This window comes from Sulfitobacter sp. G21635-S1 (assembly GCF_027213915.1).
GTDB lineage: Bacteria > Pseudomonadota > Alphaproteobacteria > Rhodobacterales > Rhodobacteraceae > Sulfitobacter.
In genome coordinates, this window is record NZ_JAPWGV010000017.1 from 76,602 (window position 1) to 102,278 (window position 25,677).

Sequence of the window (25,677 nt, forward strand, 5' to 3'; positions counted from 1 at the left end):
CGTCCGAAGGACGGGACAGGGGCCAAACGGTCATTCGTGAAAAATGCGGCGAAGGGCGGGTATGAGCCCAACCTGTGCTCTCAAAGTAAGGACCCATTGCCAAAGCAAAGCTTTGGCAGCGCCCGAACCGCCCCCGTCGCGCCGGAGGCGCGCCAGTTCATTTGCAAGAGGCACGCCTGAGGCGTGACGCGGGCGCTACTCGCCCACCCCTCGGTTCGGGCGCGACCTGTTTCGAATGTCGGACATGGCAGCAAAGTCCCGCTCACCTAACCTTGCCCCATACTACGCCTGAAGTCTGGTTTGGGACAGAAATGCCTGGCATTCGGGTCGGAAATGCCTGGCACGATCCGCTGACGAAATTCAGAAAATGCGCGGCATTCGACACCCTGCATCCGACAGGTCGTCTCAATAGGGCATCGGATGCGCCTTGTGGACCGCGTTCAGCGCCGCGTTGACCTCATCGCTCAGCGTCAGTTCCGCCGCGCCCAGCGCGCGTTCCACATGGGCGGTGCTGGTCGCGCCAAAGATCACCGACCCCATGAAAGGCCGCGCCCGGCACCAGGCCAGCGCCATCTGCACCGGGTCCAGATCGTGATCGCGCGCCACCTGCAGATAGGCGTCAACCGCGTCAAAAACCCGCTCGGTCTTGCGCCCGCCCAGATCGCCATTCAGCGCCATGCGCGAGCCCTCGGGCACCGCACCGCCCTGGTATTTGCCCGTCAAAAGGCCCGCCGCCAAGGGGGAAAAGGCAAAAAGATCAATGTTTTCGTTGATGCAGGCCTCTGCCACATCGGTATCGGCCAGACGGCAGAGCAGCGAATATTCATTCTGCACCGAAACCGGCCTTGGCCCGCCAATACGGTCGGCCACATGCGCCCATTGGCTCATGCCCCAGGCGCTTTCATTGCTCAGCCCGAAGGCACGGATCGTGCCGCGTTTCACCTCGGCCTGAAGCGCGCCCAGCGCGTCCTCCATATGGGCGATGGTTTCCGCGCGGTTCTGATCGGAGGGGTCGAAATCCCAGTTCTTGCGGAACATGTAGCTGCCCCGGTTCGGCCAGTGAAACTGGTAGAGGTCGATGTAATCGGTCTGCAGCCTGCGCAGGGACCCTTCGATGGCGGCCGGGATCGTCGCTGCCGAAATCGGCGCGCCGTCGCGGGCATGGGCCATGCCTTCGCCGGAGTGTTTGGTGGCCAGCACCACTTCCGCGCGCCGGTTGTCGCGTTCGAACCACAGCCCGATGATCCGTTCGGTCCGGCCAATGGTCTCGGCGCGGATCGGGTTGACCGGATACATCTCTGCGGTGTCGATAAAATTCACCCCCGCATCCAGCGCCAGATCAATCTGGTCATGCCCCTCTTCGGCGGTGTTCTGCGTGCCCCAGGTCATCGACCCCAGGCACAGGTCTGTCACGGCCAGGTCGCTGCCGCCCAATATCCGTTTTTGCATCGTCGTCCCCTTGTTTGGCGGGCAGACTACCCGGCAGCAATCCGGCTGCAAGCGTCAATGCCCCGGCAGGTGACCATAACTTTCTCACAAAAGATTAAGATTTCGGGACCAAACCCTGAAATGCGACGCGCCCTGTCGGGTTTCGGCTTGGGTTGGGCGCAAGGATGGACCAATGATGCCCCATGCGTTTGCTGATTTCATTTGCCGCCCTGTTTTTCTCGGTCATCCTTTTGCAGCTGTCCTCTGGCGGCGTGGGGCCGCTTGATGTGTTGTCCGGCACTGTCCTGGGATTTTCGCGGCAGGAAATCGGCCTGCTCGGCTCCGCGCACTTCCTGGGCTTCTTCATCGGTTGCTGGTGGGCGCCGCGCCTGATGGGATCGGTGGGCCACAGCCGCGCCTTTGCCGCCTTTACCGCAGCCGGTTCCATCGGGCTGATGGCGCATATGCTGGTGGTGGATGCCTTTGCCTGGACATTGATGCGCGTCGCCTCGGGGCTTTGCGTGGCGGGCTGCTATACGGTGATCGAGGCCTGGCTGCAGGCCAAGGTCACCAATGAAACGCGCGGGCGCACCATGGGCATCTACCGGATCGTGGACATGACCGGGTCGATGGCCGCGCAGATGATCGTCGGCATCCTCGCACCCGCGTCCTATGTCTCCTACAACATCCTTGCGATTGTCTGCTGTGCCGCCCTGCTGCCGATTACACTGTCTACGGTGCGGCAGCCCGAAACACCAAGCCAGCCGCGTCTGCGGCCGCGTCTGGCCTTTGACCGCTCCCCGCTTGCCGCGGCCGGCGTCGTGGTCGCGGCCCTGTCGAGCGCATCCTTCCGGATGGTCGGCCCGATCTACGGCCAGGAAGTCGGGCTGAGTGCGGCACAGATCGCCTGGTTTCTGACCGCCTTCGTTCTTGGCGGCGCTATTGCGCAATGGCCGGTGGGCTGGCTTGCCGACAAGTTCGACCGGCGCTGGGTGCTGATCTGGCTCTCGGTGGCGGCGATGATGGCCTGCGGGGTCACGGTCTCTTCCGCCGGGCTGGGGACGGTGGGCATCTTCCTGACCGCCGGGCTGTTCGGGCTGACCACCTTTCCGATCTATTCGGTGGCCGCGGCCCATGCCCATGACTTTGCCAGCGACGACGAAAGGGTCGAGCTTTCCGCCGCGCTGATGTTCTGGTTCGCGGCCGGGGCCATCTTTGCCCCCTATATCGCCTCGGTGCTGATCGAGAATTTCGGGCCTTCCGCGCTTTTCATGATGATCTCGGTCGGGCATGGGGTACTGGTGGTCTTTGGCCTGCTGCGGATGCACAGGGGCCGGACCGGGGCGAAACGCACACGTTATGTCTATGCGCCGCGCACCAGCTTCCTGATCGGACGGCTCACGGGTCGCGCCCGCGACAACCAGCGTCGCGATTGACGGGCTGGCATGCGGCATGCGGTGCTGATAAAGCAGCGCTGTTCACTGACCAAAGGCCGGCCCCTTGACCCGACATCTCATCACTTCCGCGATCCCCTATATCAACGGCATCAAGCACCTAGGAAACCTCGTGGGCAGCCAATTGCCCGCCGACCTATATGCCCGCTACTTGCGCGGCCGGGGGCATGAGGTTCTGTTTCTCTGTGCCACCGATGAACATGGCACCCCGGCAGAGCTGGCCGCCGCCAAGGCAGGCAAGCCGGTGGCCGAATATTGCGCCGAGATGCATCAGGTGCAGGCGCGCATCGCCGAAGGCTTCGGGCTGTCCTTCGATCATTTCGGGCGGTCCTCGTCGCCGCAGAACCGCGTGTTGACCCAGCATTTCGCGGGTGTGCTGGCAGATGCCGGGTTGATCGAGGAAGTCTCCCAGGAACAGATCTATTCCCCCACCGACGGGCGTTTCCTGCCGGATCGCTATGTCGAGGGGACCTGCCCCAACTGCGGATTCGAGGATGCGCGCGGCGATCAATGCGACAATTGCACCAAGCAGCTGGACCCCGCCGAGCTGATCAATCCGCGCAGCACGATCTCGGGCGCCACCGACCTTGAGATGCGTGAGACAAAGCACCTGATGCTGCGCCAGAGCCAGATGAAGGATCAGTTGAACGACTGGATCAATGCCAAGGCCGACTGGCCGGTGCTGACCACCTCCATCGCGAAGAAATGGCTGCATGATGGCGACGGGCTGCAGGACAGGGGCATCACCCGTGACCTGAACTGGGGCGTGCCGGTCAAACGCGGTGATGCCGATTGGCCGGGGATGGAGGGCAAGGTGTTCTACGTCTGGTTCGATGCGCCGATCGAATATATCGCCTCCGCCCAGGAATGGGTGGACGCAGGCAAGGGGTCCGACTGGGAGCGCTGGTGGCGCACCGACAAGGGGGCCGATGACGTGCGCTATACCCAGTTCATGGGCAAGGACAACGTGCCCTTCCACACCCTCAGCTTTCCGGCGACGATCATGGGGTCGGGCGAGCCCTGGAAGCTCGTCGATTACATCAAGTCCTTCAACTACCTGACCTATGACGGGGGGCAGTTCTCCACCTCCCGGGGGCGCGGGGTGTTCATGGACCATGCGCTTGAGATCCTGCCGGCGGATTACTGGCGCTGGTGGCTGTTGAGCCATGCGCCGGAAACCTCGGATGCGGAATTCACCTGGGAGAATTTCCAGGCTTCGGTGAACAAGGACCTTGCCGATGTGCTGGGCAACTTCGTCAGCCGGATCACGAAATTCTGCCGCTCCAAATTCGGCGAGGCGGTGCCGGAAGCAGGCAGCTATGGCCCGGAGGAAGAGGCGCTGATCGCGGATATCACCGCGCGCGTCGCACGCTATCAGGCGCAGATGGATGCGGTGGAGGTGCGCAAATCAGCCGCCGAATTGCGTGCGATCTGGGCGGCGGGCAACGAATACCTGCAGGCACAGGCCCCCTGGTCCGTGTTCAAGACCGACCCGGACAGGGCGGCGGCACAGGTGCGGCTGGCCCTGAACCTGATCCCGCTTTATGCCAGGCTGTCGGCCCCGTTCATCCCCGATGCCGCGGCGCGGATGCTGGCCGCGATGCGGGTTGAGGCCCCGGCCTGGCCCGATGACGTCCCCGCCGCCCTCGCCGCCTTGCCGCCGGGACATGGCTTTGACGTGCCGGAGGTCTTGTTTGCAAAGATCACCGATGAAGAGCGTGAAGCCTGGGCGGAACGGTTTGCGGGCAAACGGGACTGACCCGCCTGCCCGCATTTTCGTTTCCTGAAGCTGACCGGATCATCCGGTAGCGCCTGACCGGCGAGGTGGGTGACCTGCGCCTGCGCGCCTCAGAATTCTTCCCATCCGTCTGCATCCACGTCCTGTGACATGTCCAGCGCCGCATTGCCCTGGGTGGCCGGAGCCACGGCGCGCGGCGGGGTCATGGGCACCGATGCGGCGGCGGGCCTGGGTGCGGTTGTGCCCGCGGTTTCGCCGTTCAGCCGGAACCGCGCCACGGCAGCCGCCAGGGCATCGGCCTCGGCGGTCAGCGCATGGCTGGCGGCGGTGGTTTCCTCGAACATGGCGGCGTTCTGCTGAGTCACGTGATCCAACTCGTTGACGGCGGTGTTGATTTCCGCCAGCCCGCTGGATTGCTCCCGCGCCGATGTGGCGATGTTCGACACCCGGTTGGAGATTTCAGACACGGAAGTTACGATGGCGGCAAGGGCGGAGCCGGTGCGGTCCACCAGATCGACACCCTGGCTGACCTGTTCACCGCTGGAGGAGATCAGCGCGTTGATCTCCCGCGCGGCATCCGAGGAGCGCTGCGCAAGGGCCCGCACCTCTGTCGCGACGACGGCAAAACCGCGCCCCGCCTCACCGGCGCGGGCGGCTTCGACACCCGCGTTCAGCGCCAGCAGATTGGTCTGAAAAGCGATATCGTCGATGACGGAGGTGATTTTCGAGATCTCCTGCGAAGAGGTTCTGATGCCGTCCATCGCAGCCACGGCCTGACGCGCGATCTCTCCGCCCTGCTGGGCATTTTTCTGCGCTTCGGCGGACATGCTGCTGGCATCGTCGGCACCTTCGGCGGCCGATCGCACCGACACCGTCAGTTCATCAAGCGCTGCGGCGGTTTCCTCAAGGGTTGCCGCCTGTTTCTCGGTCCGCCGCGACAGGTCGTCGGCGGCGGAGGTGATTTCGGCGGTCTCGTTGCGGATTGAATCGGCATTGTGCATGACCGCCGACATCGCTTCGCGCAGGGATTCGACCGTGCCATTGAAATCGCGGCGCAGCTTTTCGTAAGAGGCGGGCATATCGCTGGTCAGATCGGCCCGCAGATCGCCATTGGCCAGCTTGTTCAGCGCATCGCCAAGCAGGCTGACCACATTGGCCTGCTCTGCGGCGCTTTGCTCGCGGGCGGCTTCGGCGGCACGCATGGCCCGGTCCTGCTCCGTCACGTCGCTGCCCAGGAAGATGAGCCGGTGCGGCTTGCGTTTATGGTCGGTCAGAACGGCGAAACTGCCGTCGATCACAAAGGTCTTCTGCGCATGGACGCTAAAGACGTTGAAGCGGCCCCGCATGGGTTCTCCGGAAATGACCTTGGTGACAAATTTGCTGCCATCGTGGTCGCCGTCGAGGTTCTTGGCAAACATCGAGGCCAGGTTGCACGCGCGGGTGTCTTCCTTGGTCCCGTCAATCAGGTCAAGGAAGTTCTGGTTTGCGTCCTGTATCTTGCCCTTCAGGTCGTATTCCACCGTCAGCTGGTTCGAATCCAGCGCATGGTGCAATGCAGCGTTGCGTTGCGCATCAGTCCGGTCCGTCCATTCAATGACGCAGCCGATCATCTCCCCCTCCTGCCCCAGCGCCGCATTCAGCGATATCCGCAGCAGGCGGTCGCCCATCTGCACCATCTCGTTGACGGTCTCTGTTCCGCCGCGCAGGCCGCCACGCTCGACCTGTGCAACGGCATCCCGCACGGGCTGGAAATTGCGCAGGTCGCCGCCGATCAAGGTCTGGCCCTGCAGGTCCGGCCATACCTTTGCCAGTTCTTCCAGATTGGCCTTTACCAGTTCCTCGCAGGCAGGATTGGCAAAAATCACCCGGAAATCACGATCCACCATCATCAGGGAGGCCGAAGACCCGGCAAATGCCGCGCTCTTGAATGCGGTTTCATGGGCTGCTGCATCTGCCTCGCGCAGCACCGCGCGCAGGGCCTCCAGCTGGGTGGCCATCAGGCCGATCTCATCCCGGCGGATGGTATGCGGGACAGCGGTTTCATAATCCCCCTGCGCCACAGATTTCATCGAACGGCCCAGTACGTTGAGGGGTGCCGTGATCAGTTTGTGCAGCAGAAAGGACGCGCCGGCCAGCGCGCAAAGCAGCGCCAGCAGCCCGGCCAGAAGGCTTTGAAAGGCCGAAGCCCTGTAGTCTGCCAGAATGAATTCATCCGTCCAGCGCGTTGCGATGGCACCGACCGGCAGGCTCTGGTCTCCGAAAAGGACTGGCGTCGCCATGATCAGCCGGTTCCGGTCCACGACCGGTTCACCAGTTTTCATTGCCTCGCGGGCAAAGGCAAGCAACTCTGGCTCCGGCGGCGGGCCCTGAACGGCCTGCATGGCGGCCCCCGCCGCATCGACTGCGGCGGCCGCAACCGCGTCCGGTCTGGAGTGTTCCAGCGTACCCACCACGATTTCCGACAGCGCGTCGTAATTCTCGAATTTGATGGCCCCGCCCAGTTGCAGGGCCAGCAGATCCGTCATTTCCGTCGCGCGGGTCATGATCGTATCGTGCAGGCGCGCCTGTGCGGTCCGCATATTGATCACCTCGATCGCGGCCACAACGCCAATGGCGCAAATCGCCACAATAAGAGCCGTCTTGAAAAACAGGCTGCGCATCGGATGAACGCGGGCAGGCTTCTTTGCCGGTTCTGACATTGACATTTTCCCTTCGAAGAACAGATTCGGCCCGGCCTCGGGCGATGATGCTGAACCATAGGGACCCATGTCTTACGACCCGCTTAACGCGGATGCGGGCATCCCCGGCTCCGGCGCGGCGCGAATGCATTGGATTTTAGGCAAACCGTCCCGGTTTCAGCCCTGCGGGCGCTCTTCGGGCCGGATATCCGCCGCATCCCCGGCGGCCTGTCGCACCAGCTGGGCAAATGCGGCCTGGTGCCGGGTCAGGGGGCTGGCCTTGCGCCAGATCATGCCCACGGTGCGCTTGGGCTGCGGTCCGGCAAAGGGCACCCAATCCACCGCGGCCGAGCGGGTTTCCACCCGCACGGCCATCTGCGGGATCACGGTCACCCCGATCCCCGCGCCGACCATCTGCACCAGCGTTGCCAGCGAACTGCCGTCCAGACCGGTGCGCGGGACCGATGCGGGCCGGTTGCAGAAAGCCAGCGCCTGATCCCGGAAACAATGGCCCTCCTCCAGCAGCAGCACCCGCATGTCGGCCAGATCCCTGCCGCCTGGCGCCGGCTGGCCGGCAGCGGCCTCGGGCCGGACAAAGACAAAACGCTCGGAAAAGACCGGCACCTCCGTCAGCGAGGGCACAGAGACCGGCAGCGCCACGATCGCCGCATCGAGCCGTCCATCCTGCAATTCCTGCACCAGCCGCGATGTCAGCGTCTCGCGGACATGCAGGTCAATGCCGGGATAGGCTGCGGTCAGCGGGCCAATCAGCCTGGGCAGCAGATAAGGCGCGATTGTCGGAATGACGCCAAGGCGGAACTGCCCCGCAAGATCGCCCTGCGCCTCGCGGGCAAAATTCTCAAGCGCCTCGACCTGTTCCAGCACCGCGCGCACATGACCGGCGAATTCAACACCAAAGGCGGTCGGGCGCACCTGTCTTGGCCCCCGCTCGAACAGCGGTTTGCCAAGGGTGGTCTCCATCTCCTTGATCTGGGCGGAAAGTGCGGGCTGCGAAATCGCGCAGACCTGGGCCGCACGGCCGAAATGGCGCTGTTCGGCAATCGCCTCAAAATAACGAAACTGTCTTATGGTAAGATTCATCATAACCTTAGACTATCAAGGCAATCAGCAAATCCAACTTATAAATCCCTGCCCGCCGGGTTATAATGATTCTAATTCCGTAACCTGAGGAGACATAAAATGGATGGCAACGATATCGACCAAAAGGGCGGCTGCCCCGTCATGCACGGCAGTGGCAAGCACACGACCTTTGACATGCGCTCCAACAAGGATTGGTGGCCGAACCAGCTTAACCTGAAGATCCTGCACCAGAATAGCCCGCTCGGCGATCCGATGGGCGACACCTTCAACTATGCCGAGGAGTTCAAGAAGCTGGATCTCGACGCGGTCAAGAAGGACCTCGCCGACCTGATGACGGACAGCCAGGACTGGTGGCCTGCGGATTACGGCCACTACGGCCCGATGTTCGTGCGCATGGCCTGGCACTCCGCCGGGACATACCGCACCGGTGACGGGCGCGGCGGCTCCGGCTCCGGCTCGCAACGCTTTGCACCGCTGAACTCCTGGCCGGACAACGGCAACCTGGACAAGGCCCGCCGCCTGCTCTGGCCGATCAAGCAGAAATATGGCCGCGCCCTGTCCTGGGCCGACCTGATGATCCTGACCGGCAACGTCGCGATGGAGACCATGGGATTCAAGACCTTCGGCTTTGCCGGTGGCCGCGAGGACATCTGGGAACCCGAGGAAGACATATACTGGGGCACCGAGGAAGAATGGCTCGCCACTTCCGACAAGCCCGGCAGCCGCTATTCCGGCGAACGCGTCCTGGAAAACCCGCTGGCCGCCGTGCAGATGGGCCTGATCTACGTCAATCCCGAAGGTCCGGACGGCAACCCCGATCCGCAGGCCTCGGCCAATGACATCCGCGAAACCTTTGCCCGGATGGCGATGGACGACGCGGAAACCGTCGCGCTGACTGCGGGCGGCCACACCTTCGGCAAGGCCCATGGCGCGGGCGATGCGAGCCTGGTGGGTGCCGAACCCGAAGCAGGCGCCATCGAAGACATGGGGCTCGGCTGGAAAAGCAGCTTTGAGAGCGGCATTGGCGTGCACGCCATCACCTCCGGCATCGAAGGCGCCTGGACCGCAACGCCGACGACCTGGGACATGTCCTATCTCGAAACTCTGCTGAACAACGAATGGGAACTGACAAAAAGCCCCGCAGGTGCCAACCAGTGGAAGCCGAAAGGCGATGCGCTGGCCGGGACCGTGCCGGATGCCCATGACGGCAGCCGCAGACATCAGCCGATGATGACCACCGCCGACATGGCAATGAAGGTCGATCCGGAATATGCCAGGATCGCCCGGCATTACCTTGAAAACCCGGATGTCTTTGCCGATGCCTATGCCCGCGCCTGGTTCAAGCTGACCCACCGCGACATGGGTCCGAAAACCCGCTATCTGGGCAAGGAAGTGCCGGCGGAAGACCTGATCTGGCAGGATCCGATCCCGGCCGTGGATCACCCGCTGGTCGATCAGGGCGATATCGCGGCGCTCAAGGAAAAGATCCTCGCAACGGGTCTCAGCACCGCTGAACTGGTCTCGGTCGCCTGGGCCTCGGCCTCCACTTTCCGCGGCTCGGACAAGCGCGGCGGTGCCAATGGCGCGCGCATCCGTCTGGCCCCGCAGAAGGACTGGGAAGTCAACGAACCGGCCAAGCTGGCCAAGGTGCTGGACGCGCTGGAAACCATCCAGGCCGACTTCAACGCCAGTGCCTCCGGCGGCAAGAAGGTCTCGCTTGCGGACCTGATCGTGCTGGGTGGCAATGTCGGCGTGGAACAGGCGGCCAAAGCGGCCGGTCACACCCTCGAAGTGCCCTTCCGCCCCGGCCGCATGGACGCCAGCGCCGAGCAGACCGACGCGGAAAGCTTTGACGTGCTGGAGCCGCAGGCGGATGGTTTCCGCAACTACCTGAAGGCGGAATTCGCCGTACCGACCGAGAAACTGCTGGTGGACCGGGCGCAGCTGCTGACCCTGAGCGCACCCGAAATGACGGTGCTGGTGGGCGGCCTGCGGGTGCTGGGTGCAAACTACGGCGGCACCAGGCATGGTGTCTTTACCGACAAGCCCGGCACGCTGACGAACGACTTCTTCGTCAACATTCTCGACATGACCCACACCTGGAAAGCCGTCGACGACAGCCAGCAGGTGTTCGAGGCCACGGACCGCAAGACCGGCCAGGTCACCCATACCGCGACACGCGCCGATCTGATCTTTGGCTCCAACTCGCAGCTGCGGGCGCTGGCCGAGGTCTATGGCGCGGACGATGCGGCCGACACATTTGTCGCCGATTTCGTCAAGGCATGGACCAAGGTGATGGAAGCGGACCGCTTCGACCTCGCCTGATCCGGGTCCGAATACGAAAAAAAGCGGCGCCCCGATCCGGGGCGCCGTTTGCATTTGTGGTGCTTGCAAGCATGGCGCAAAATGTCCGATATGCGCCCATGAGCACATCAGAGCCCGATCACCAATCCTTCCTCGCCCGTCATGGCCACGGCCAGGCGGTGCTCATCCCCCTGCCCGGCGATGCCTCTGCCCGGCGGTATCTGCGGATCAAGGGGGCGGACCTGCTGCTGATGGAGGATCGTCACGATCCGACCGGCTTTGCCGCCTTTGTCCGGCTGGCCCGGCACCTGAGCGACCTTGGGCTGAGCGCGCCAAGGGTGCTGGCCACGGATGCGGACAAGGGCCTGGCCCTGATCGAGGATTTCGGCACCGCGACCTATGGGGCGCTGCTGGATCAGGGCGCGGATGAGGGGGCGCTTTACGAACTTGCCATCGACGCATTGCTGCATCTGCATGCCGCGCCGCAGGCGGTCCAAGTGCTTGTGCCGCGCTATGATGTCGCCACGCTGCTGGATGAGGTCAGCATCTTTTCACAATGGTTCATGCCCGCCCTGCGCCCCGACCTGCCGGTGGCCGGTTTCGATGCGCCCTGGCGCGCGCTCTGGCATGAGGCCCTTGCCCCGCTGGAAGCCGCGCAGGATGCGCTGGTGCTGCGGGATTTTCACATCGACAATCTGATGCTCCTGCCCGGGCGTCAGGGCGTTGCGCGCTGCGGTCTGCTGGATTTTCAGGATGCCGTGCTGGGACCGCCGGAATATGATCTGCTGTCCCTGCTACAGGATGCGCGGCGCGATCTTGCACCGGGGCTGGAGGCGCGCATGCTGGAGCGTTACCTGGCCGCCGCCCCGGCAGGAATGGGACCCGATGCCGGGATCCTGCACCGCTATCACCTGCTGGGCGCGCAGCGACACACGCGGATTGCCGGGCTGTTCCCCCGCCTGAACAAACGCGACGGCAAACCGGGATACCTGCGGTTCATGCCAAGGGTGCTGGGACAAATGCAGACTGCCCTGCAGGATGCGGGGCTGACCGGGATTTCCGGCTACCTTGACGACACCCTGCCTGGCTGGCACAGCGCCGGGGCGCGCCTGTCCTCGGTCTGAAGCCGGGAGCCTTGGGGGGGCTGACGCTGATCAGTGGCACCCAAAGCCCGGAACAAGCCGAAGGCGCCGGGCCATCGCCCACCCCGGGCAAGCGATGGCCCGGCTTGCGTTTAGTCGCCGAGGTCCGGGAAGGCCTGATTTCGGACTTTCGCCGCGCGCTGGCCTGGCAGGTTAGCAGATGGTGCAGGTGAGAGGACAAACCTCAAACCAAAACTGTACCCAAGTAGCGCTCCGCGCGGTAGCACAACAAAAGTTGGTGCGGGTGAAGGGACTCGAACCCCCACGCCAAAGGCGCCAGAACCTAAATCTGGTGCGTCTACCAATTCCGCCACACCCGCACGCGGCCCCGTTCGCGGCCTGAACCGCTGATTACCAAACCCGGCAGCGATAGGCGAGACCAAAAAAGCCGGGCCGCCGGTCTAAAAAAAGGCAAGACATTAACAAGTTGTTGTCATATGTTCGGGATAACCTGAGGCAGGTACAGATAAGAAAGAGACGCCCATGAAACCGAATACGGTCGGGCGCGTAGGCGAGGAAGATCGCCATGCGGGCCAATACACCCCCTACGCCGTCCTGGACACAGGACTGGTCCAAGGTGCCATGTTACTGACGCTTGACGGCGAAATTCCGGTGGAATTTCTCTCTGTCGGGGACAAGATCATCACCCGCGACACCGGCATTTCCAAGGTCAGACACATCCAGCGCAGCACGCGCATCGTGCATCAGATCGGGCTGTCCGCAGGCTCCCTCGGCCATACCCGGCCCGAGCGGGACGCGATCCTCGCGGGGGACCAGATGGTGCTGATCCGCGACTGGCGCGCAAGGGCGCTGTTCAACTCCGAACGCGCGCTTGTGGCGGCACGGGCGCTGGTGGACAACGAATTCATCACCGACCTCGGCAGCCATGAGACCACCTTGTTCCAGGTCTTCTGCGACGGGCCGCATATCCTTTATGCGGACGGGCTGGAACTGGGCACGGCGGATGCCGCCAAGGCACGCGGCGCGGTGCTGCACGCCGCCTGAACCTACAGGCCCAGGCCCCTCAGAACCTTCGGCAATTGCTCCGGCAGATCTTCGGCGATCAGGCCGGGGCCAAAGCTGCGCGCGCATTCGACGTGCAGCCAGGCGGCGGTTCCTGCCGCCTGTAATGGCGCAAGGCCCCGCGCCAAAAGACCGGTGATCATCCCCGCCAGCACATCCCCCGACCCTGCCGTGGCAAGCCATGGGGCCGCGCGGTCATATTGGGCTGAATGCTCGCTGCAGCTACCGTCGGGATGGGCGATCACGCTGTCTGGCCCCTTGAAAAGAACGGTACACCCCGCCCGTTTTGCAGCGTCCCGCGTGGCGTCAACCTTGGAATAGGCCGGGCCCTTGGTCGCCGGGGCAGCCAGCCTTGCCGCGATATCGGGAAAAAGCCGCGCGAACTCACCACCATGCGGGGTCAGCACGCAGCGATCATGCAGCGCATCGAAAAGGCTCTGATCCTGCGCCACCAGCGTCAAGGCATCCGCGTCGAATACGACGTAGGGTGTGTGCTTTGCACGCACCGCAGCCACCACCAACGCAGCCTCGCGTTCTCCGGTGCCCAACCCCGGCCCGATACAGATCGCCTTGAGCCTTTCGTCTTCACATATCCGCGCCGCGGCCGCCGCGTCCTTCACGCTGCGCAGCATGATCGCATTTAGCTGCGCGGCGTTTTCGATCAATGCGGCGGGCGGACAGGCCAAGGTAACAAGGCCCGCCCCGATGCGCAGCGCGCCCCGCGCGGCAAGCCGCGCCGCACCGCCCTTGCCGATGCCCCCTGAAAAGATCAGCGCATGGCCATGGCCGTATTTGTGGCCCTCTACATCCTTGCGCAGCCAATCCGGGTGCACCCCCTCGCACAGGCTGACGCGATGTTCGTGCGGAACCCCTTTGCGGGCAGGCTCCTCCGAAAGGCCGATGTCCTTGACCACCAGCTTGCCGCATTGGCGGGGACCCTCCGCCAGAAAATGCCCCAGCTTGGGTCGGTGGAAGGTCACGGTCAGATGGGCGGCCGCCGCAAACCGATGATGCGCGTCTTCGTGTGGAAACTCACGCCCGCTGTCCGCGCAGATCCCGCTTGGCATATCCACCGCGACAATCGCCGGGCGTCCGATCTTGTGACCGGGCGCGACGGCGAAACATTCGACCATGTCTTCCATGTTCCAGAAGAGATTTCCGAGCGCTTTCAATCCGCGCTTCAGGCCGATGCCGAAAAGCGCATCGATCAACAGATCGCAGCCCCAGCCCTCCGACCTCTCCCAATCGGCCAGAGCGCCGGTTGTGCCGATGCCGGCCCAACGGTCGTAATTCACCTTGGCATCCGGCGGCAGCTTGTCCGCATCGCCATAGAGGTAAACAGCAACCTGCCAGCCTGCTTCCTTCAACAGCCGCGCGATGACAAACCCGTCGCCGCCGTTGTTGCCCGGCCCGCAGAGCACGACGGCGCGGTGCGGCCCCTCGGCCAGCGCCGGCCATTCCTCGAAAACCGCCTCGACAACACCGCGTCCGGCCCGTTCCATCAGCTCCAGCCCGGTCACCTGACCCGAGTCAATCGCCCGCGCCTCGATGGCACGCATCTCCTTGCTGCTGAGCAATTCGGCCATGCTGATCCCCGCTCCGTTTCAATACTGCCTATCATTTAGGCGCTTTGCCTATTTTAACACCGCAGCGTGCGGATTAACCTGCATCCGCATGACAGAGGCTGGACCTTTTATGGATTCCCCTCTGTCAAAATGAAATGCCTTTGCAAGCCAACGCTTTCCGCGAAAAGGGACCGACATGAAAAAGATCGAAGCGATCATCAAGCCTTTCAAACTCGACGAGGTGAAAGAGGCCTTGCAGGACGTCGGCGTTCAGGGACTCTCTGTCATCGAGGTTAAGGGGTTCGGCCGCCAGAAGGGCCACACCGAACTCTACCGCGGTGCGGAATATGTCGTGGATTTCCTGCCCAAGGTGAAGGTCGAAGTCGTGCTGGACGACGACCAGGTGGACGCGGCCATCGCGGCCATCATCGAAGCGGCCAAAACCGAAAAGATCGGCGACGGCAAGATCTTCGTGACACCCGTTGAACAAACCATCCGCATCCGCACCGGCGAAACCGGTTCGGACGCTTTGTAAACTGCATTACCTGCCAAAAGGATCACAGCCCATGAGCACCAAAGACTTCCTCAAAAAGATCAAGGATGAAGACATCGAATATGTCGATGTCCGCTTTACCGACACGCGCGGCAAGCTGCAGCACGTGACCGTCGTCAGCGATCTGGTGGACGAGGACTTCATCGAAGAGGGTTTCATGTTCGACGGCTCCTCGATCGCGGGCTGGAAAAGCATCGAAGCTTCCGACATGAAACTGATGCTGGATGTCGAAAGCGCCTATATCGACCCCTTCTATGCCGAAAAAACCATCTGCGTGCATTGTTCGATCGTCGAACCCGACACCGGCGAAAGCTATGAGCGTGACCCGCGCGGCACCGCCGAAAAGGCCGAAGCCTATCTGATCTCCTCCGGCATCGGCGACCAGTCGTTCTTTGGCCCGGAAGCTGAGTTCTTCCTCTTCGACAACGTGAAGTTCTCCAACTCGATCAACAAGGTATCCTACGAAGTTGATGCCTCCGACGCATCCTGGAACACGGATACGGATTACGAGATGGGCAACATGGGCCACCGCCCCGGCCTGAAGGGCGGCTATTTCCCGGTCAACCCGGTTGACGAGGCACAGGACCTGCGGGCCGAGATGCTGTCGACCATGAAACGCCTCGGCATGAAGGTGGACAAGCACCACCACGAGGTTGCCTCCTGCCAGCACGAACTGGGTCTGATCTTTGGCTCGCTGACCAAACAGGCTGACGAGCTGCAGAAATACAAATACGTGATCCACAACGTGGCTCACGCCTATGGCAAATCCGCGACCTTCATGCCCAAGCCGATCTATGGCGACAACGGCTCCGGCATGCATGTGAACATGTCGATCTGGAAAGACGGCAAGCCGCTGTTTGCAGGCGACAAATATGCCGACCTGAGCCAGGAAGCCCTGTGGTACATCGGCGGCATCCTCAAGCATGCGAAATCGCTGAACGCCTTCACCAACCCCTCGACCAACTCCTACAAGCGCCTGATCCCCGGCTTCGAAGCCCCCGTGCTGCGCGCCTATTCCGCGCGCAACCGCTCGGGCTGCGTGCGTATCCCGTGGACAGAATCGCCCAAGGCAAAACGTGTCGAGGCGCGTTTCCCCGATCCGGCGTCCAACCCCTATCTGTGCTTCGCGGCCCTGCTGATGGCCGGTCTTGACGGGATCAAGAACAAGATCGACCCGGGCGAGGCGATGGACAAGAACCTCTATGACCTGCCCGCAGAAGAGCTGGCGGACATCCCGACAGTCTGCGGCAGCCTGCGCGAAGCGCTGGAAGAGCTGCAGGCCGATATGGACTACCTGCTGGCCGGTGATGTGTTCACCCGCGACCAGATCGAAGGCTATATCGAGCTGAAGATGGAAGAAGTGCACAAGTACGAGCACACACCCCATCCGGTCGAATTCGGCATGTATTACAGCTGCTGATCGCGATCCGAGATCGTGCAAACAAATGGGCATCCCTGCGGGGGTGCCCTTTTTCTTGCCGGAACCTTCCGAAATTGACCCCATGCCGGTCACAATTCGAACCGAATTTGAAACGATACCGGAAACTGCCAAAGGCCCTGAACCAGCGGAAAGATCCGATATGCCCAATGCAGCAAACGAAGCCGTCTTTGCCAGCCGTGTCGCCCGGATCGAGAAACATGCCAGCAAGCTGGACCGCCAGCGCAAGAAGCGCCGCACGCGCAGCCTGGGCAGCTATATGGTGACCCCGCTGATGCTGTGTTTCTTCATGGCCGGGGGCACGGTTTTTGCCTGGGACGCGATGGATCGCCCCACCAGTTCCCCGCTGGAGATGGCCAGCATCCTGACCTCGAAAATCCTGTCCTACTGAGCGGCCCGCCACCGACGTTTCAGAGTTTTCCTTTTCACGAAGTTCCTGCCGGTCTAAGCTGCAGGTCGCGGCACGCCTGTCCGTCGTTTTACAATTGGCTGAGGATTATCATGCGCCCTTTCAAATCTGTTGTTGTTTCATTGAGTGTTATTACCGCCCTCGCCGCGCCCGGATTTGCCGCGACCTGCGGCAACAATGCGGGCGGGTTCAATGCATGGAAAGCGGCCTTTGCCGGCGAGGCCAAGGCAGCCGGTGTGGGGCAACGCGGGCTCGATGCGCTGGCGCAGGCCAGCTATGCCACCGGCACCATCGCGGCGGACCGCAACCAGAAGTCGTTCAAATATTCCCTGTCCAAGTTCATGCAGGTGCGCGGGGCCGATACCATCGTGGCGCAGGGCCGCAAGCGCAAGGGGCAGAATCCGGGCTTTTACCAGTCGCTGGAACGCGCCTACGGCGTGCCTGCGGGCGTGCTGCTTGCCATTCACGGGATGGAAACCGGCTTTGGCGGGTTCATGGGCAATTCCTCCGTGGTCTCCGCGATCACGACGCTGGCCTATGACTGCCGCCGCTCCAGCTTTTTCGTGCCGCATGCCATCGGCGCGCTGAAACTGGTGGACCGTGGCGCGATCACCGTGAACACCAAGGGCGCCAAGCACGGCGAATTGGGCCATACCCAGTTCCTGCCGGGCAATGCGCTGCAATACGGTGTCGATGGCAACGGCGACGGGCGGGTGGATTTCTACAACCAGGCTGATGCCATGGCCTCCACCGCGAACTTCCTGCGCCGCAAGGGCTGGCAGCCCGGACAGGGCTATCAGGAAGGCCAGCCGAACTTCCGCGTGATCAAGCAATGGAACGCCGCCACCGTCTATCAACAGGCGATCGCGATCATGGGCGCCCGCATCGACGGCTGATCGGCCCTTCGGGCCCTGGGCGTCACCCATGCCCGGGCCGCGTGCTTTTCTGATATCTGCCGGGAATACTCAAAAGCCACAGTGCCGCCGGATGCGCCACCCCGGCCCTTGCGCAAACCCGCCCTGCGCCCTATCTGGGCGTCAGGGTCAGGCCCCTGCCGTCCGCAGTCCGGTGAAGTCCTGAACGATGATCTACCTTCAATCTCGCAAGATTGATGGGCAACGCGGACCCCCACGTCACTTCATGCGAGACGGAGTGTAAACATGACTACCCCTTCCCGTGACGTCCTCAAGGCGCAGGCCAAACGCCTGCGCGCCGATCTGGCTGCCCGTGGCCAGACCCTCAGCCATGCCGAAGCGCTGGAGACCGTGGCCCACCAATGGGGCGCGCGCGACTGGAACACCATCGCCGCCCGTGCCGCCAACAGCCACCCCGGCTGGGCCCCCGGCCAGCGCGTGACCGGCCGCTACCTCGGCCACCCCTTTGTCGGAGAGGTCAAGGCCGCGCGGCAGTCCTCCTCGGGCTACTGGGCGCTGACCCTGCGGTTCGACCGGCCCATCGACGTGGTCACCTCGGAACTGTTCAGCGCGTACCGGCGGCAGGTCAACACCACCGTGAACGCCCATGGCCAGTCACCGCAGAAAACCTCGGACGGTCAGCCGCATATGGTGCTAGAGCGCCCGACCTTAAGCCAGAGCGCTTCGGGACATACCTGAATCACTTGTACGCTGCCCCTCCCTTTGGCCCCAGGCGAAAAGTGTTGTTGGATCTTTCAAGCCTATCCCGAAACGATGTAGGCACAAGCGCCGCCGCCAGCCTTACGTTTTCTTCAAAGAAAACGGACCGGAGTTTTCAAAAACTCCGGCGCGCGGCGCGCCACAATCAGGGCAACGACAGCCGAACGTGCCGGAATCAGGCACAAGCGCCGCCGCCAGCCTTGCGTTTTCTTCAAAGAAAACGGACCGGAGTTTTCAAAAACTCCGGCGCGCGGCGCGCCACAATCAGGGCAACGACAGCCGAACGTGCCGGAATCAGGCACAAGCGCCGCCGCCAGCCTTGCGTTTTCTTCAAAGAAAACGGACCGGAGTTTTCAAAAACTCCGGCGCGCGGCGCGCCACAATCAGGGCAACGACAGCCGAACGTGCCGGAATCAGGCACAAGCGCCGCCGCCAGCCTTGCGTTTTCTTCAAAGAAAACGGCCCGGAGTTTTCAAAAACTCCGGCACGCGGCGGCTCAGCCCGCTGCGCGCCGCACCACATGGGTGTGGATGCTGAAAACCACGGCCCGCGTGCGCGGCATCCGCACCACGCATTGCCGCTCTGCCCGTTCGTACCGGCGCACCAGGCCCTGATCCTTCCGGGCGGGCTGATGCAGATCGGCGTCGCCATAGGCCAGCCGGTTGAACCGCCACAACGGCCGGCCCACCTGCACCCCGTCAAACAACCGCTGTACCCGGCGGGCGATCCCGGCGTCATAGGCATCGACGGGCAGATGGATATCGGTCAGCGGGCGGCCCGCCTTTTCCGCCAGCCGCCAGTTCGCCGGAAAACACAGGACCGCAGCCACCAGCACATGCTGGTCGCCCTGCTTGTCCATCACGCAGATGTCCTGTTGCACCAGCTGCCCCAGCGTGCGCAGCGGCGCGGTGCGGTCCAGCGCCACCTCGCGGCCATCGGGGCAACGCACCTGGTCCCCCTGCACCGCAAACCCCTTCCCCGGCAGCAGCGCCAGAGCTTCCTCCAGCACTTCCAGCGCCGCGTCACGGGATGCGGCAGGTTCCCACAGCACCGCCTGCGGCTTTTCCGCCAGCAGGGCCAGCCGGTAGCGCATCTGCGCGCCATAGGTCTCATCCACCCGCAGCCAGTCGTCAGCCGCACAGGGGGCCACGCCCGGCAGCGCGGGGGGCACCGCCATCTCGGGCGGCAAATCTTCGTGCAGGATCTCTTTCATCGCCGGGCAACCTAACGCCATCCCCTGCCCGCGTCCTGCGAAAACGACATCTCCGGGGGTCGGTTTTTACCAAACATCCCCCGGCCACCTCCGGCATCCTGGTCCAATACAAGGAGGCCCGCCATGAACAAGCACTTCCGCGACACCCGCAAGATCGACCCCGCCCATGGCCCGGCGCTGCCCGATGGCAGCCCCAATGATGCCGACCGGGTCGAGATCGGGCCAACGCGCCTGGCCTTCGACGAGTGGGCGGCAGCGGGTCTGCAGCTGCCGGACCTGCCCGCCATGCGCCAGTTCCGCTGGGAACGGCTGACTGCGCAGATCGCGGCACGCGGGCTGGCCGGGCTGCTGATGTTCGACCCGCTGAACATCCGCTATGCCACCGACAGCACCAACATGCAGCTCTGGAACACCCATAACCCGTTCCGCGCCGTGCTGCTCTGCGCCGATGGCTACATGGTGATCTGGGACTACAAGAACGGCATCTTCCTCAGCGAATTCAACCCGCTGGTCCGCGAACGGCGCTCCGGCGCGGACCTGTTCTATTTCGACCGGGGCGACAAGATTGATGTGGCCGCCGATACCTTTGCCAACGAGGTCCGCCTCCTCTGCGCCGAACACGCAGGCCCCGGCAACATGCGGATCGCGGTGGACAAGATCATGCTGCACGGTCTGCGCGCGCTGGAGGCACAGGGGTTCACCGTTGTGGACGGCGAGGAGATCACCGAGAAATCCCGCGCCATCAAGGGCCCCGAGGAAATCCGCGCCATGCGCTGCGCCAGCCACGCCTGCGAAACCGCTGTCCGCGCAATGGAGGATTTCGCCCGCGCGAAGGTGCCCGTGGCGTCAGTGACGGAGAATGACATCTGGGCGGTCCTGCACGCCGAAAACATCCGGCGCGGCGGCGAATGGATCGAAACCCGCCTGCTCACCTCCGGCCCGCGCACCAATCCCTGGTTCCAGGAATGCGGCCCGCGTGTGGTGCAGAACAATGAAATCATCGCCTTCGACACCGATCTGGTGGGCAGCTACGGCATCTGCGTGGACATCAGCCGCACATGGTGGGTGGGCGACCGGAATCCGCGCCCCGACATGATCTATGCCATGCAGCATGGCGTCGAACACATCATGCAGAACATGGAAATGCTGAAACCCGGCGTGATGATCCCGGAGCTGACCGCAGGCACCCATGTGCTGGATGCGCAATTCCAGAAACAGAAATACGGCTGCCTGATGCACGGGGTCGGCCTCTGCGATGAATGGCCGCTGGTGGCCTATCCCGACAAGGCGGTGGCCGGGGCCTATGATTACCCGCTGGAAGCCGGGATGACACTTTGCGTGGAGGCGCTGGTCTCACCCGAGGGGGGCGATTTTTCCATCAAGCTGGAGGATCAGGTACTGATCACCGAAGACGGTTTCGAGCGGTTGACCGAATATGAATGGGATGCGGCGCTGATGGGGGGCTGAGCCCTGTTGCCCCTCACTTTCCCGAACAATATTCCAGCAGCAGGGTCCCGAGCAGCCGGGCCAGGGTTTCCTCTGCACGCGCCTGCCCGACGATGCGCTCAACCAGCGCGCGGTAGCTCTCCATTGCCATCTGCATCGCTTCGTCCTGTGCGATCTCTGCCCGCGTCTTGCCCCGCAGATAGTCAAAGACCAGCGCCATTTCCGCGCCGAAATTCACCCGCATGACCTCCAGCAGGCGGTCCAGGTTCTCCTGTTCCGACGCCCCGGGATCGACCAGGCCGGAATCGAGGCCCGCCATGATCTGTCTGGTGCAGGCCAGAAACAGCGCCTCCTTGTTCGGGAAATAATGGTAGAGCGCACTTTTCGACACGCCCAGATGGTCGGCAATCTGGCGCATCCCGGTCCCGGCATAGCCATGGGCCGAGAAATAGGCCGCGGCCCGTCCGGCCAGCGCCCGGCTGTAGGCCTCGTGGTCAACTCTTTTCGGCATCTTTTTCGTCCATCTGGTCAATTAAAAATTGACACATCCCGTCGGCAAGGTCTATCCCCGCTTTATAGACCAAGTGGACGATAAAGGCGAAGTGGATGCCCGACCTCTGGCGCGCCCCGGACACCGCCGAACCGAAAACCGCCACATCATCCGCAGGACATGAAAGGAACAATTCATGGCAGCCCCGCAAGGCGGCGTCGACCGCCGGCATGACCCTTCCCTGCGCATAAAGCTGATCTTTGCCACGCTGCATGGCGCCATCGTTGTGATCGCCCTCTGGCTCGCCTTCGGCCCGTTCGACTGGGCCGACCCCACCCGCGCCAGGATTCTGGCGGGATGCGCCCTGCTCTACTGGCTGCGGCATCTGGTGACCCTGTTCGTGCTGATGCAACGCCGGGTCGCGATTGCGGAGGCTTTGGGACTAAGCGCCTTCATGGCTCTCTTCGAACTGGGCTTCTTGCTGCTGGGTGCGGGCTTCCTCTCGGGCACCGCCGCGCCTCTCACCGGCTGGGACGGGGCGGGTGCCGCCCTGCTGCTGATCGGCTCGTACCTGAACACCGGGTCAGAACTGCAGCGCCGCGCCTGGAAGCAGCAGCCCGGCGCGAAGGGGCATTGCTACACCGGCGGTCTCTTCGCATATTCCATGCATATCAACTACTTCGGTGATACAATATTGTTCACCGGATGGGCGATGCTAACAGCCTCGCTCTGGGCCTTTTCGATCCCGCTGCTGATGGCGGCGGTGTTCGTCTTTTACCACATCCCGCCGCTCGACGCCTATCTCGCCGAACGCTATGGCGCGGAATTCAGGGCCTATGCAAAACGCACCGCGCGGTTCGTGCCCTTTATCTATTGAGCGGCGGTATGTGACATGAGGCGCAAGCCGGGTATCGCCCGACCTGGAGGGCGTTCCAAACCAATGTGAGGCGTGTAGCGTCGCAACCCGCAGGCCGGTCATGACTTGGCAGAGGGTGCAAAATCGCCCTCCGTCACGCCAAAGGCGTGCCAATTCCAGTCGGCGCACCTATGGTGCGACGGGAGGTCGGGCGATGCCCGGCTTGCGCCGGGCGGGGCGCCTGGCGGACAGGCACCGCGTTACAGATCGGCGGCAGCTTTATCCGCACTGCGGCCCCTCGCGCATCCCGTCAAAGGTCCGGTCTGAGACAGAAACACCCGGCCGTCAGGCCAGGATCGCCTGGCCCAACCTCCCGACAAGAATCAGAACATCCAGGCTTCGAGTTGCCTTATCGTGGCATGCGACACCCGCTACTGCCCCAGCGCCTGCGCCAGATCATCGCGCAGATCGCCCGCGTCCTCGATCCCGACGGAGAGGCGCAGCAGCCCTTCGGGAATGCCGGTATGCGGCTCGATGGTATGGCGATGCTCCACCAGGCTTTCCACCCCGCCAAGCGACGTGGCGCGGTGAAACAATTGCAACCGCCCTGCCGCGCGCAAGGCCGCCTCGGCCCCGCCCTTGACGACAAAGGACAGCAAACCGCCAAAACCGCCCCGCATCTGGCGGGCGGCCAGCGCATGGCCCTTGTGGCCCGGCAGGCCGGGGTACATGACCTCTTCCACCTGCGGATGGTCCGACAGGAATTCCGCCAGCGCCATGGCATTGCGCGACATTTCCCGCATCCGCAGCGGCAGGGTGCGCATGCCGCGCGTCAGCAGCCAGGCCTCCATCGGGGCCATGACCGCCCCGGCGGTGTCGCGGTCCTCGCGGATCATCTGCCATATTGCGCTGTCCGCATCCGCCACGCAAAGCGCACCGGAGAGCACGTCGGAATGGCCGTTGATCCCCTTGGTCGCCGAATGCATCACGATATCCGCCCCGAAGGACAGCGGCTGGCTCAGCACCGGGCTGGCCGCGGTGCTGTCCACCACCAGCCTGGCACCCACCGCATGGGCCGCATCCGCCGCGGCGGCGATATCCACGATCCGCAGCCAGGGGTTCGACGGCGTCTCCACCCAGGCAATCGCCGGGCGATGCGCGGCACAGGCCGCGGCAAAGGCATCGCTGTCCGCGGCTTCGACCTCATGCAGCGTGATCCCGCGCCGCGCGCAAAACCCCCTGATCCAGGCGGTTGTGCCCCAGTAGATCTGGCTTTGCACCAGCACGCTGGCCCCGTTCGGCACCGTCCGGAACACTGCCGCCACCGCCGCCATGCCGGAGGGGAAGAGCAGCGTATCCGCGGCCCCTTCCAGCCGCGTCAGCAGCCGCTCGGCCACCCGCACGTTTTCATTGTGCGACCGAAGGTAGGTATTGCCGGGCACAAGCTGCGCATAGGATTCGTCACGCGCAAAGGTGGTTGCCATATGCACCGCCGGGACAACGCCGCCGGTCTGTTCATCCGTGGCCCCCGCCGCCTGCGCCGCAAGGGTGGCAGGGTGCAATGCTCTGTCTGCTGTATCGGCCATAAGGTGCTCTCCCGGATCAGGTATTTCCCCTTGCTACACCCGGTTCCCGCCCCCTTCCAGCCCCGTTCACGGCGTTGCGCGGGGCGTCACACTGGTGTGACCCGGGCTTGCGCGATGCCGCGGAGCGGATCACTCTGGCACCAGACCAGTATCGGAGTATCCCATGGCCCCCCAGCGCATCACCTTTCCCGGCCATGACGGCAACGAGCTGGCGGCAAGGCTGGACATGCCGGACGGGCCGCATCTGGCCACGGCGCTCTTTGCCCATTGTTTCACCTGCGGCAAGGATATCCCCGCCGCCCGCCGCATCGCGGCCCGGCTGGCAGGCATGGGGATTGCCGTCTTGCGGTTCGATTTCACCGGGCTGGGCCACTCCCGGGGGGAATTTGCCAATACTTCCTTCACCTCCAACGTCGGTGACCTGATCGCGGCCTCCCGCTATCTGGAGGAGCGCGGCATGGCCCCCGCCCTGCTGATCGGCCATTCGCTGGGCGGTGCCGCCGTGCTCAAGGCCGCGCCGCAGCTGCCGCAGGTCAGGGCGGTGGCAACCATCGGCGCCCCGTTCGACCCCGGCCATGTGACCCATAACTTTGCCGATGCCCTGCCGCGCATCATGGCCGAGGGCGCGGCGGAGGTATCGCTGGGCGGCAGACCCTTCCGCATCGGCAAAGCCTTTGTGGAGGATGTGGCGGATGCCGCGCTGGCCCCGGCGATTGCCGGGCTGAAGGCCGCATTGCTGATCCTGCATGCCCCAACCGACGAGATCGTGGGGATCGACAACGCCAGCCAGATCTTCCTGGCTGCCAAACACCCAAAGAGTTTCGTCAGCCTCGATGGCGCCGCACATCTGATCCCCCGCGCGCGGGACGCGGAATATGCTGCAGGCGTCATCGCCACCTGGGCGGGCCGCTACCTGCCGCTGACGCCCCCGGCCCCGCCCCCCGGTGCGCCCGAAGGCGTGCTGCGCGTCTCCGAAGCGGATGCGGAAGGCTTTCTGCAGGACATCAACAGCGGCCCGCACCACCATGTGCTGGCGGATGAACCACACGCCTATGGCGGCACCAACAAGGGCATGTCGCCCTATGGCTTCCTTTCGGCCGGGCTGGGGGCCTGCACCTCGATGACGATCCGCATGTACGCCCGGCGCAAGGGCTGGCCGCTGGATCATGTCAGCGTGGATGTCTGCCATGACAAGGTCCATGCACAGGACGCCGAAACCGGCTCCGGTGACAAGATCGACACCTGGCGGCGCCGGATCCGGCTGACCGGCGATCTGACAGCGGACCAGCGCCAGCGCCTGCTGGAAATCGCGGACAAATGCCCGGTGCACCGCACGCTTGAGCGGTCCTCGGAGGTGGTCACCGAACTGGTGGCCTAGCGCTCCCTGGCGGCTCAGACGCCGGAGGAGATCATCTCCCGGATTTTCACGGCCTTCTCGAAATGGTCAAGCTCATGCGTCCTGATCCACCATTCCGCCGCCTCCATCAGAAGTTCCGGGTCATCATTGCGGTTGGCAAAGAACGCATAGAACGACAGACCCACCGTCTCTCCCTTCTTTGAGATCTTCTCATTGCAAACCGCGATGGCTTTGGATCTGAGCGTGGCTCTCATGAGGGCGT

At 63.6% G+C, this 25,677-nt stretch carries 22 protein-coding genes and 1 tRNA gene; 13 read left to right on the plus strand and 10 right to left on the minus strand.

The window, feature by feature from the left end; genetic code table 11:
• Positions 1–405 precede the first annotated feature (405 nt).
• Complete coding sequence (locus tag O4H53_RS16545) at positions 406–1,449, minus strand: aldo/keto reductase (protein ID WP_269365517.1); 1,044 nt, start codon at positions 1,447–1,449, stop codon at positions 406–408.
• 182 nt (positions 1,450–1,631) lie between these two features.
• Here O4H53_RS16545 and O4H53_RS16550 point away from each other — a divergent pair, with 182 nt between their 5' ends.
• Both O4H53_RS16550 and metG read left to right on the plus strand, forming a co-directional pair.
• Positions 1,632–2,864, plus strand: a complete 1,233-nt coding sequence (locus O4H53_RS16550; RefSeq protein WP_269365519.1) for an MFS transporter — start codon at positions 1,632–1,634, stop codon at positions 2,862–2,864.
• A 64-nt stretch (positions 2,865–2,928) separates the two neighbouring features.
• Complete coding sequence (gene metG, locus O4H53_RS16555; protein WP_269365521.1) at positions 2,929–4,641, plus strand: methionine--tRNA ligase; 1,713 nt, start codon at positions 2,929–2,931, stop codon at positions 4,639–4,641.
• Between the two features lie 89 nt (positions 4,642–4,730).
• Here the strand turns inward: metG and O4H53_RS16560 are convergent, their stop codons facing one another.
• Together O4H53_RS16560 and O4H53_RS16565 are read right to left on the minus strand one after the other, a co-directional pair.
• Positions 4,731–7,319, minus strand: a complete 2,589-nt coding sequence (locus O4H53_RS16560; RefSeq protein ID WP_269365523.1) for a methyl-accepting chemotaxis protein — start codon at positions 7,317–7,319, stop codon at positions 4,731–4,733.
• Between the two features lie 156 nt (positions 7,320–7,475).
• Positions 7,476–8,402 (minus strand): hydrogen peroxide-inducible genes activator, encoded by a 927-nt coding sequence (locus O4H53_RS16565; RefSeq protein WP_269365525.1) that lies wholly within the window; start codon positions 8,400–8,402, stop codon positions 7,476–7,478.
• 96 nt (positions 8,403–8,498) lie between these two features.
• On the opposite strand from O4H53_RS16565, the gene katG reads away from it, so the two are divergent.
• Together katG and O4H53_RS16575 are read left to right on the plus strand one after the other, a co-directional pair.
• Complete coding sequence (katG, locus tag O4H53_RS16570; protein ID WP_269365527.1) at positions 8,499–10,724, plus strand: catalase/peroxidase HPI; 2,226 nt, start codon at positions 8,499–8,501, stop codon at positions 10,722–10,724.
• Positions 10,725–10,822: 98 nt separating this feature from the next.
• Positions 10,823–11,827, plus strand: coding sequence for an aminoglycoside phosphotransferase family protein (locus O4H53_RS16575; RefSeq protein ID WP_269365529.1), 1,005 nt, complete (start codon positions 10,823–10,825; stop codon positions 11,825–11,827).
• A 254-nt stretch (positions 11,828–12,081) separates the two neighbouring features.
• Here the strand turns inward: O4H53_RS16575 and O4H53_RS16580 are convergent.
• Positions 12,082–12,165 (minus strand) — tRNA-Leu (locus tag O4H53_RS16580).
• 163 nt (positions 12,166–12,328) lie between these two features.
• Here O4H53_RS16580 and O4H53_RS16585 point away from each other — a divergent pair.
• Positions 12,329–12,850, plus strand: coding sequence for a Hint domain-containing protein (locus O4H53_RS16585; protein WP_269365531.1), 522 nt, complete (start codon positions 12,329–12,331; stop codon positions 12,848–12,850).
• 2 nt (positions 12,851–12,852) lie between these two features.
• Here the strand turns inward: O4H53_RS16585 and O4H53_RS16590 are convergent, their stop codons facing one another.
• A complete protein-coding gene (locus tag O4H53_RS16590) occupies positions 12,853–14,454 on the minus strand; it encodes an NAD(P)H-hydrate dehydratase (RefSeq protein ID WP_269365532.1) in 1,602 nt (533 codons plus the stop codon).
• Between the two features lie 175 nt (positions 14,455–14,629).
• Between O4H53_RS16590 and O4H53_RS16595 the strand changes: the two genes are divergently transcribed.
• The 5 genes from O4H53_RS16595 (at position 14,630) to O4H53_RS16615 (ending at position 18,446) form a co-directional block, all read left to right on the plus strand.
• Positions 14,630–14,968 carry a P-II family nitrogen regulator gene (locus tag O4H53_RS16595; protein ID WP_114273140.1) on the plus strand — a complete coding sequence of 113 codons (339 nt, stop codon included), beginning with the start codon at positions 14,630–14,632 and terminating at the stop codon, positions 14,966–14,968.
• Positions 14,969–14,999: 31 nt separating this feature from the next.
• Positions 15,000–16,406, plus strand: a complete 1,407-nt coding sequence (gene glnA, locus O4H53_RS16600; RefSeq protein ID WP_269365535.1) for a type I glutamate--ammonia ligase — start codon at positions 15,000–15,002, stop codon at positions 16,404–16,406.
• Positions 16,407–16,566: 160 nt separating this feature from the next.
• Positions 16,567–16,815: a hypothetical protein gene (locus O4H53_RS16605; protein WP_269365537.1), complete on the plus strand. Its 249-nt coding sequence runs from the start codon at positions 16,567–16,569 to the stop codon at positions 16,813–16,815.
• A gap of 110 nt (positions 16,816–16,925) precedes the next feature.
• The gene (locus tag O4H53_RS16610) at positions 16,926–17,729 is read left to right on the plus strand and encodes a lytic murein transglycosylase (protein WP_269365539.1); all 804 of its coding nucleotides are present in this window, start codon (positions 16,926–16,928) and stop codon (positions 17,727–17,729) included.
• Positions 17,730–17,993: 264 nt separating this feature from the next.
• The gene (locus O4H53_RS16615) at positions 17,994–18,446 is read left to right on the plus strand and encodes a glyoxalase superfamily protein (RefSeq protein ID WP_269365541.1); all 453 of its coding nucleotides are present in this window, start codon (positions 17,994–17,996) and stop codon (positions 18,444–18,446) included.
• 517 nt (positions 18,447–18,963) lie between these two features.
• Here O4H53_RS16615 and O4H53_RS16620 read toward each other — a convergent pair.
• Positions 18,964–19,680 (minus strand): heme-dependent oxidative N-demethylase family protein, encoded by a 717-nt coding sequence (locus O4H53_RS16620; protein ID WP_269365543.1) that lies wholly within the window; start codon positions 19,678–19,680, stop codon positions 18,964–18,966.
• A 123-nt stretch (positions 19,681–19,803) separates the two neighbouring features.
• Here O4H53_RS16620 and dddP point away from each other — a divergent pair, with 123 nt between their 5' ends.
• Positions 19,804–21,147, plus strand: a complete 1,344-nt coding sequence (dddP, locus tag O4H53_RS16625) for a dimethylsulfonioproprionate lyase DddP (RefSeq protein ID WP_269365545.1) — start codon at positions 19,804–19,806, stop codon at positions 21,145–21,147.
• A 13-nt stretch (positions 21,148–21,160) separates the two neighbouring features.
• Here dddP and O4H53_RS16630 read toward each other — a convergent pair whose 3' ends face one another.
• Both O4H53_RS16630 and O4H53_RS16635 read right to left on the minus strand, forming a co-directional pair.
• Entirely contained in the window at positions 21,161–21,637 is a 477-nt protein-coding gene (locus O4H53_RS16630) for a TetR/AcrR family transcriptional regulator (RefSeq protein WP_269365546.1), read from the minus strand.
• Positions 21,621–21,848, minus strand: a complete 228-nt coding sequence (locus O4H53_RS16635) for a hypothetical protein (protein WP_269365548.1) — start codon at positions 21,846–21,848, stop codon at positions 21,621–21,623. The genes O4H53_RS16630 and O4H53_RS16635 overlap by 17 nt, the downstream gene beginning before the upstream one ends.
• Here O4H53_RS16635 and O4H53_RS16640 point away from each other — a divergent pair.
• Positions 21,813–22,493, plus strand: a complete 681-nt coding sequence (locus O4H53_RS16640) for a DUF1295 domain-containing protein (RefSeq protein WP_269365549.1) — start codon at positions 21,813–21,815, stop codon at positions 22,491–22,493. The genes O4H53_RS16635 and O4H53_RS16640 overlap by 36 nt on opposite strands.
• Positions 22,494–22,903: 410 nt before the next feature.
• Here the strand turns inward: O4H53_RS16640 and O4H53_RS16645 are convergent, their stop codons facing one another.
• Positions 22,904–24,058, minus strand: a complete 1,155-nt coding sequence (locus O4H53_RS16645) for a trans-sulfuration enzyme family protein (RefSeq protein WP_269365550.1) — start codon at positions 24,056–24,058, stop codon at positions 22,904–22,906.
• A gap of 163 nt (positions 24,059–24,221) precedes the next feature.
• Between O4H53_RS16645 and O4H53_RS16650 the strand changes: the two genes are divergently transcribed.
• Entirely contained in the window at positions 24,222–25,436 is a 1,215-nt protein-coding gene (locus O4H53_RS16650) for a bifunctional alpha/beta hydrolase/OsmC family protein (protein WP_269365551.1), read from the plus strand.
• Between the two features lie 14 nt (positions 25,437–25,450).
• Here the strand turns inward: O4H53_RS16650 and O4H53_RS16655 are convergent, their stop codons facing one another.
• Positions 25,451–25,669, minus strand: a complete 219-nt coding sequence (locus O4H53_RS16655; RefSeq protein ID WP_269365552.1) for a DUF6500 family protein — start codon at positions 25,667–25,669, stop codon at positions 25,451–25,453.
• Positions 25,670–25,677: the final 8 nt, after the last annotated feature.

Excerpts from the sequence above, each read along its gene's own strand:
- O4H53_RS16550 (WP_269365519.1), top strand. The coding sequence starts at position 1,632 with ATGCGTTTGCTGATTTCATTTGCCGCCCTGTTTTTCTCGGTCATCCTT.
- O4H53_RS16620 (WP_269365543.1), bottom strand. The coding sequence starts at position 19,680 with ATGAAAGAGATCCTGCACGAAGATTTGCCGCCCGAGATGGCGGTGCCC.
- O4H53_RS16545 (WP_269365517.1), bottom strand. The coding sequence starts at position 1,449 with ATGCAAAAACGGATATTGGGCGGCAGCGACCTGGCCGTGACAGACCTG.
- O4H53_RS16645 (WP_269365550.1), bottom strand. The coding sequence starts at position 24,058 with ATGGCCGATACAGCAGACAGAGCATTGCACCCTGCCACCCTTGCGGCG.
- glnA (WP_269365535.1), top strand. The coding sequence starts at position 15,000 with ATGAGCACCAAAGACTTCCTCAAAAAGATCAAGGATGAAGACATCGAA.
- katG (WP_269365527.1), top strand. The coding sequence starts at position 8,499 with ATGGATGGCAACGATATCGACCAAAAGGGCGGCTGCCCCGTCATGCAC.
- O4H53_RS16650 (WP_269365551.1), top strand. The coding sequence starts at position 24,222 with ATGGCCCCCCAGCGCATCACCTTTCCCGGCCATGACGGCAACGAGCTG.
- O4H53_RS16565 (WP_269365525.1), bottom strand. The coding sequence starts at position 8,402 with ATGATGAATCTTACCATAAGACAGTTTCGTTATTTTGAGGCGATTGCC.
- O4H53_RS16630 (WP_269365546.1), bottom strand. The coding sequence starts at position 21,637 with ATGCCGAAAAGAGTTGACCACGAGGCCTACAGCCGGGCGCTGGCCGGA.
- O4H53_RS16655 (WP_269365552.1), bottom strand. The coding sequence starts at position 25,669 with ATGAGAGCCACGCTCAGATCCAAAGCCATCGCGGTTTGCAATGAGAAG.
- O4H53_RS16590 (WP_269365532.1), bottom strand. The coding sequence starts at position 14,454 with ATGGCCGAATTGCTCAGCAGCAAGGAGATGCGTGCCATCGAGGCGCGG.
- O4H53_RS16575 (WP_269365529.1), top strand. The coding sequence starts at position 10,823 with ATGAGCACATCAGAGCCCGATCACCAATCCTTCCTCGCCCGTCATGGC.
- O4H53_RS16610 (WP_269365539.1), top strand. The coding sequence starts at position 16,926 with ATGCGCCCTTTCAAATCTGTTGTTGTTTCATTGAGTGTTATTACCGCC.
- O4H53_RS16615 (WP_269365541.1), top strand. The coding sequence starts at position 17,994 with ATGACTACCCCTTCCCGTGACGTCCTCAAGGCGCAGGCCAAACGCCTG.
- O4H53_RS16605 (WP_269365537.1), top strand. The coding sequence starts at position 16,567 with ATGCCCAATGCAGCAAACGAAGCCGTCTTTGCCAGCCGTGTCGCCCGG.
- O4H53_RS16560 (WP_269365523.1), bottom strand. The coding sequence starts at position 7,319 with ATGTCAGAACCGGCAAAGAAGCCTGCCCGCGTTCATCCGATGCGCAGC.
- O4H53_RS16585 (WP_269365531.1), top strand. The coding sequence starts at position 12,329 with ATGAAACCGAATACGGTCGGGCGCGTAGGCGAGGAAGATCGCCATGCG.
- dddP (WP_269365545.1), top strand. The coding sequence starts at position 19,804 with ATGAACAAGCACTTCCGCGACACCCGCAAGATCGACCCCGCCCATGGC.
- O4H53_RS16635 (WP_269365548.1), bottom strand. The coding sequence starts at position 21,848 with ATGCCGGCGGTCGACGCCGCCTTGCGGGGCTGCCATGAATTGTTCCTT.
- O4H53_RS16640 (WP_269365549.1), top strand. The coding sequence starts at position 21,813 with ATGGCAGCCCCGCAAGGCGGCGTCGACCGCCGGCATGACCCTTCCCTG.
- O4H53_RS16595 (WP_114273140.1), top strand. The coding sequence starts at position 14,630 with ATGAAAAAGATCGAAGCGATCATCAAGCCTTTCAAACTCGACGAGGTG.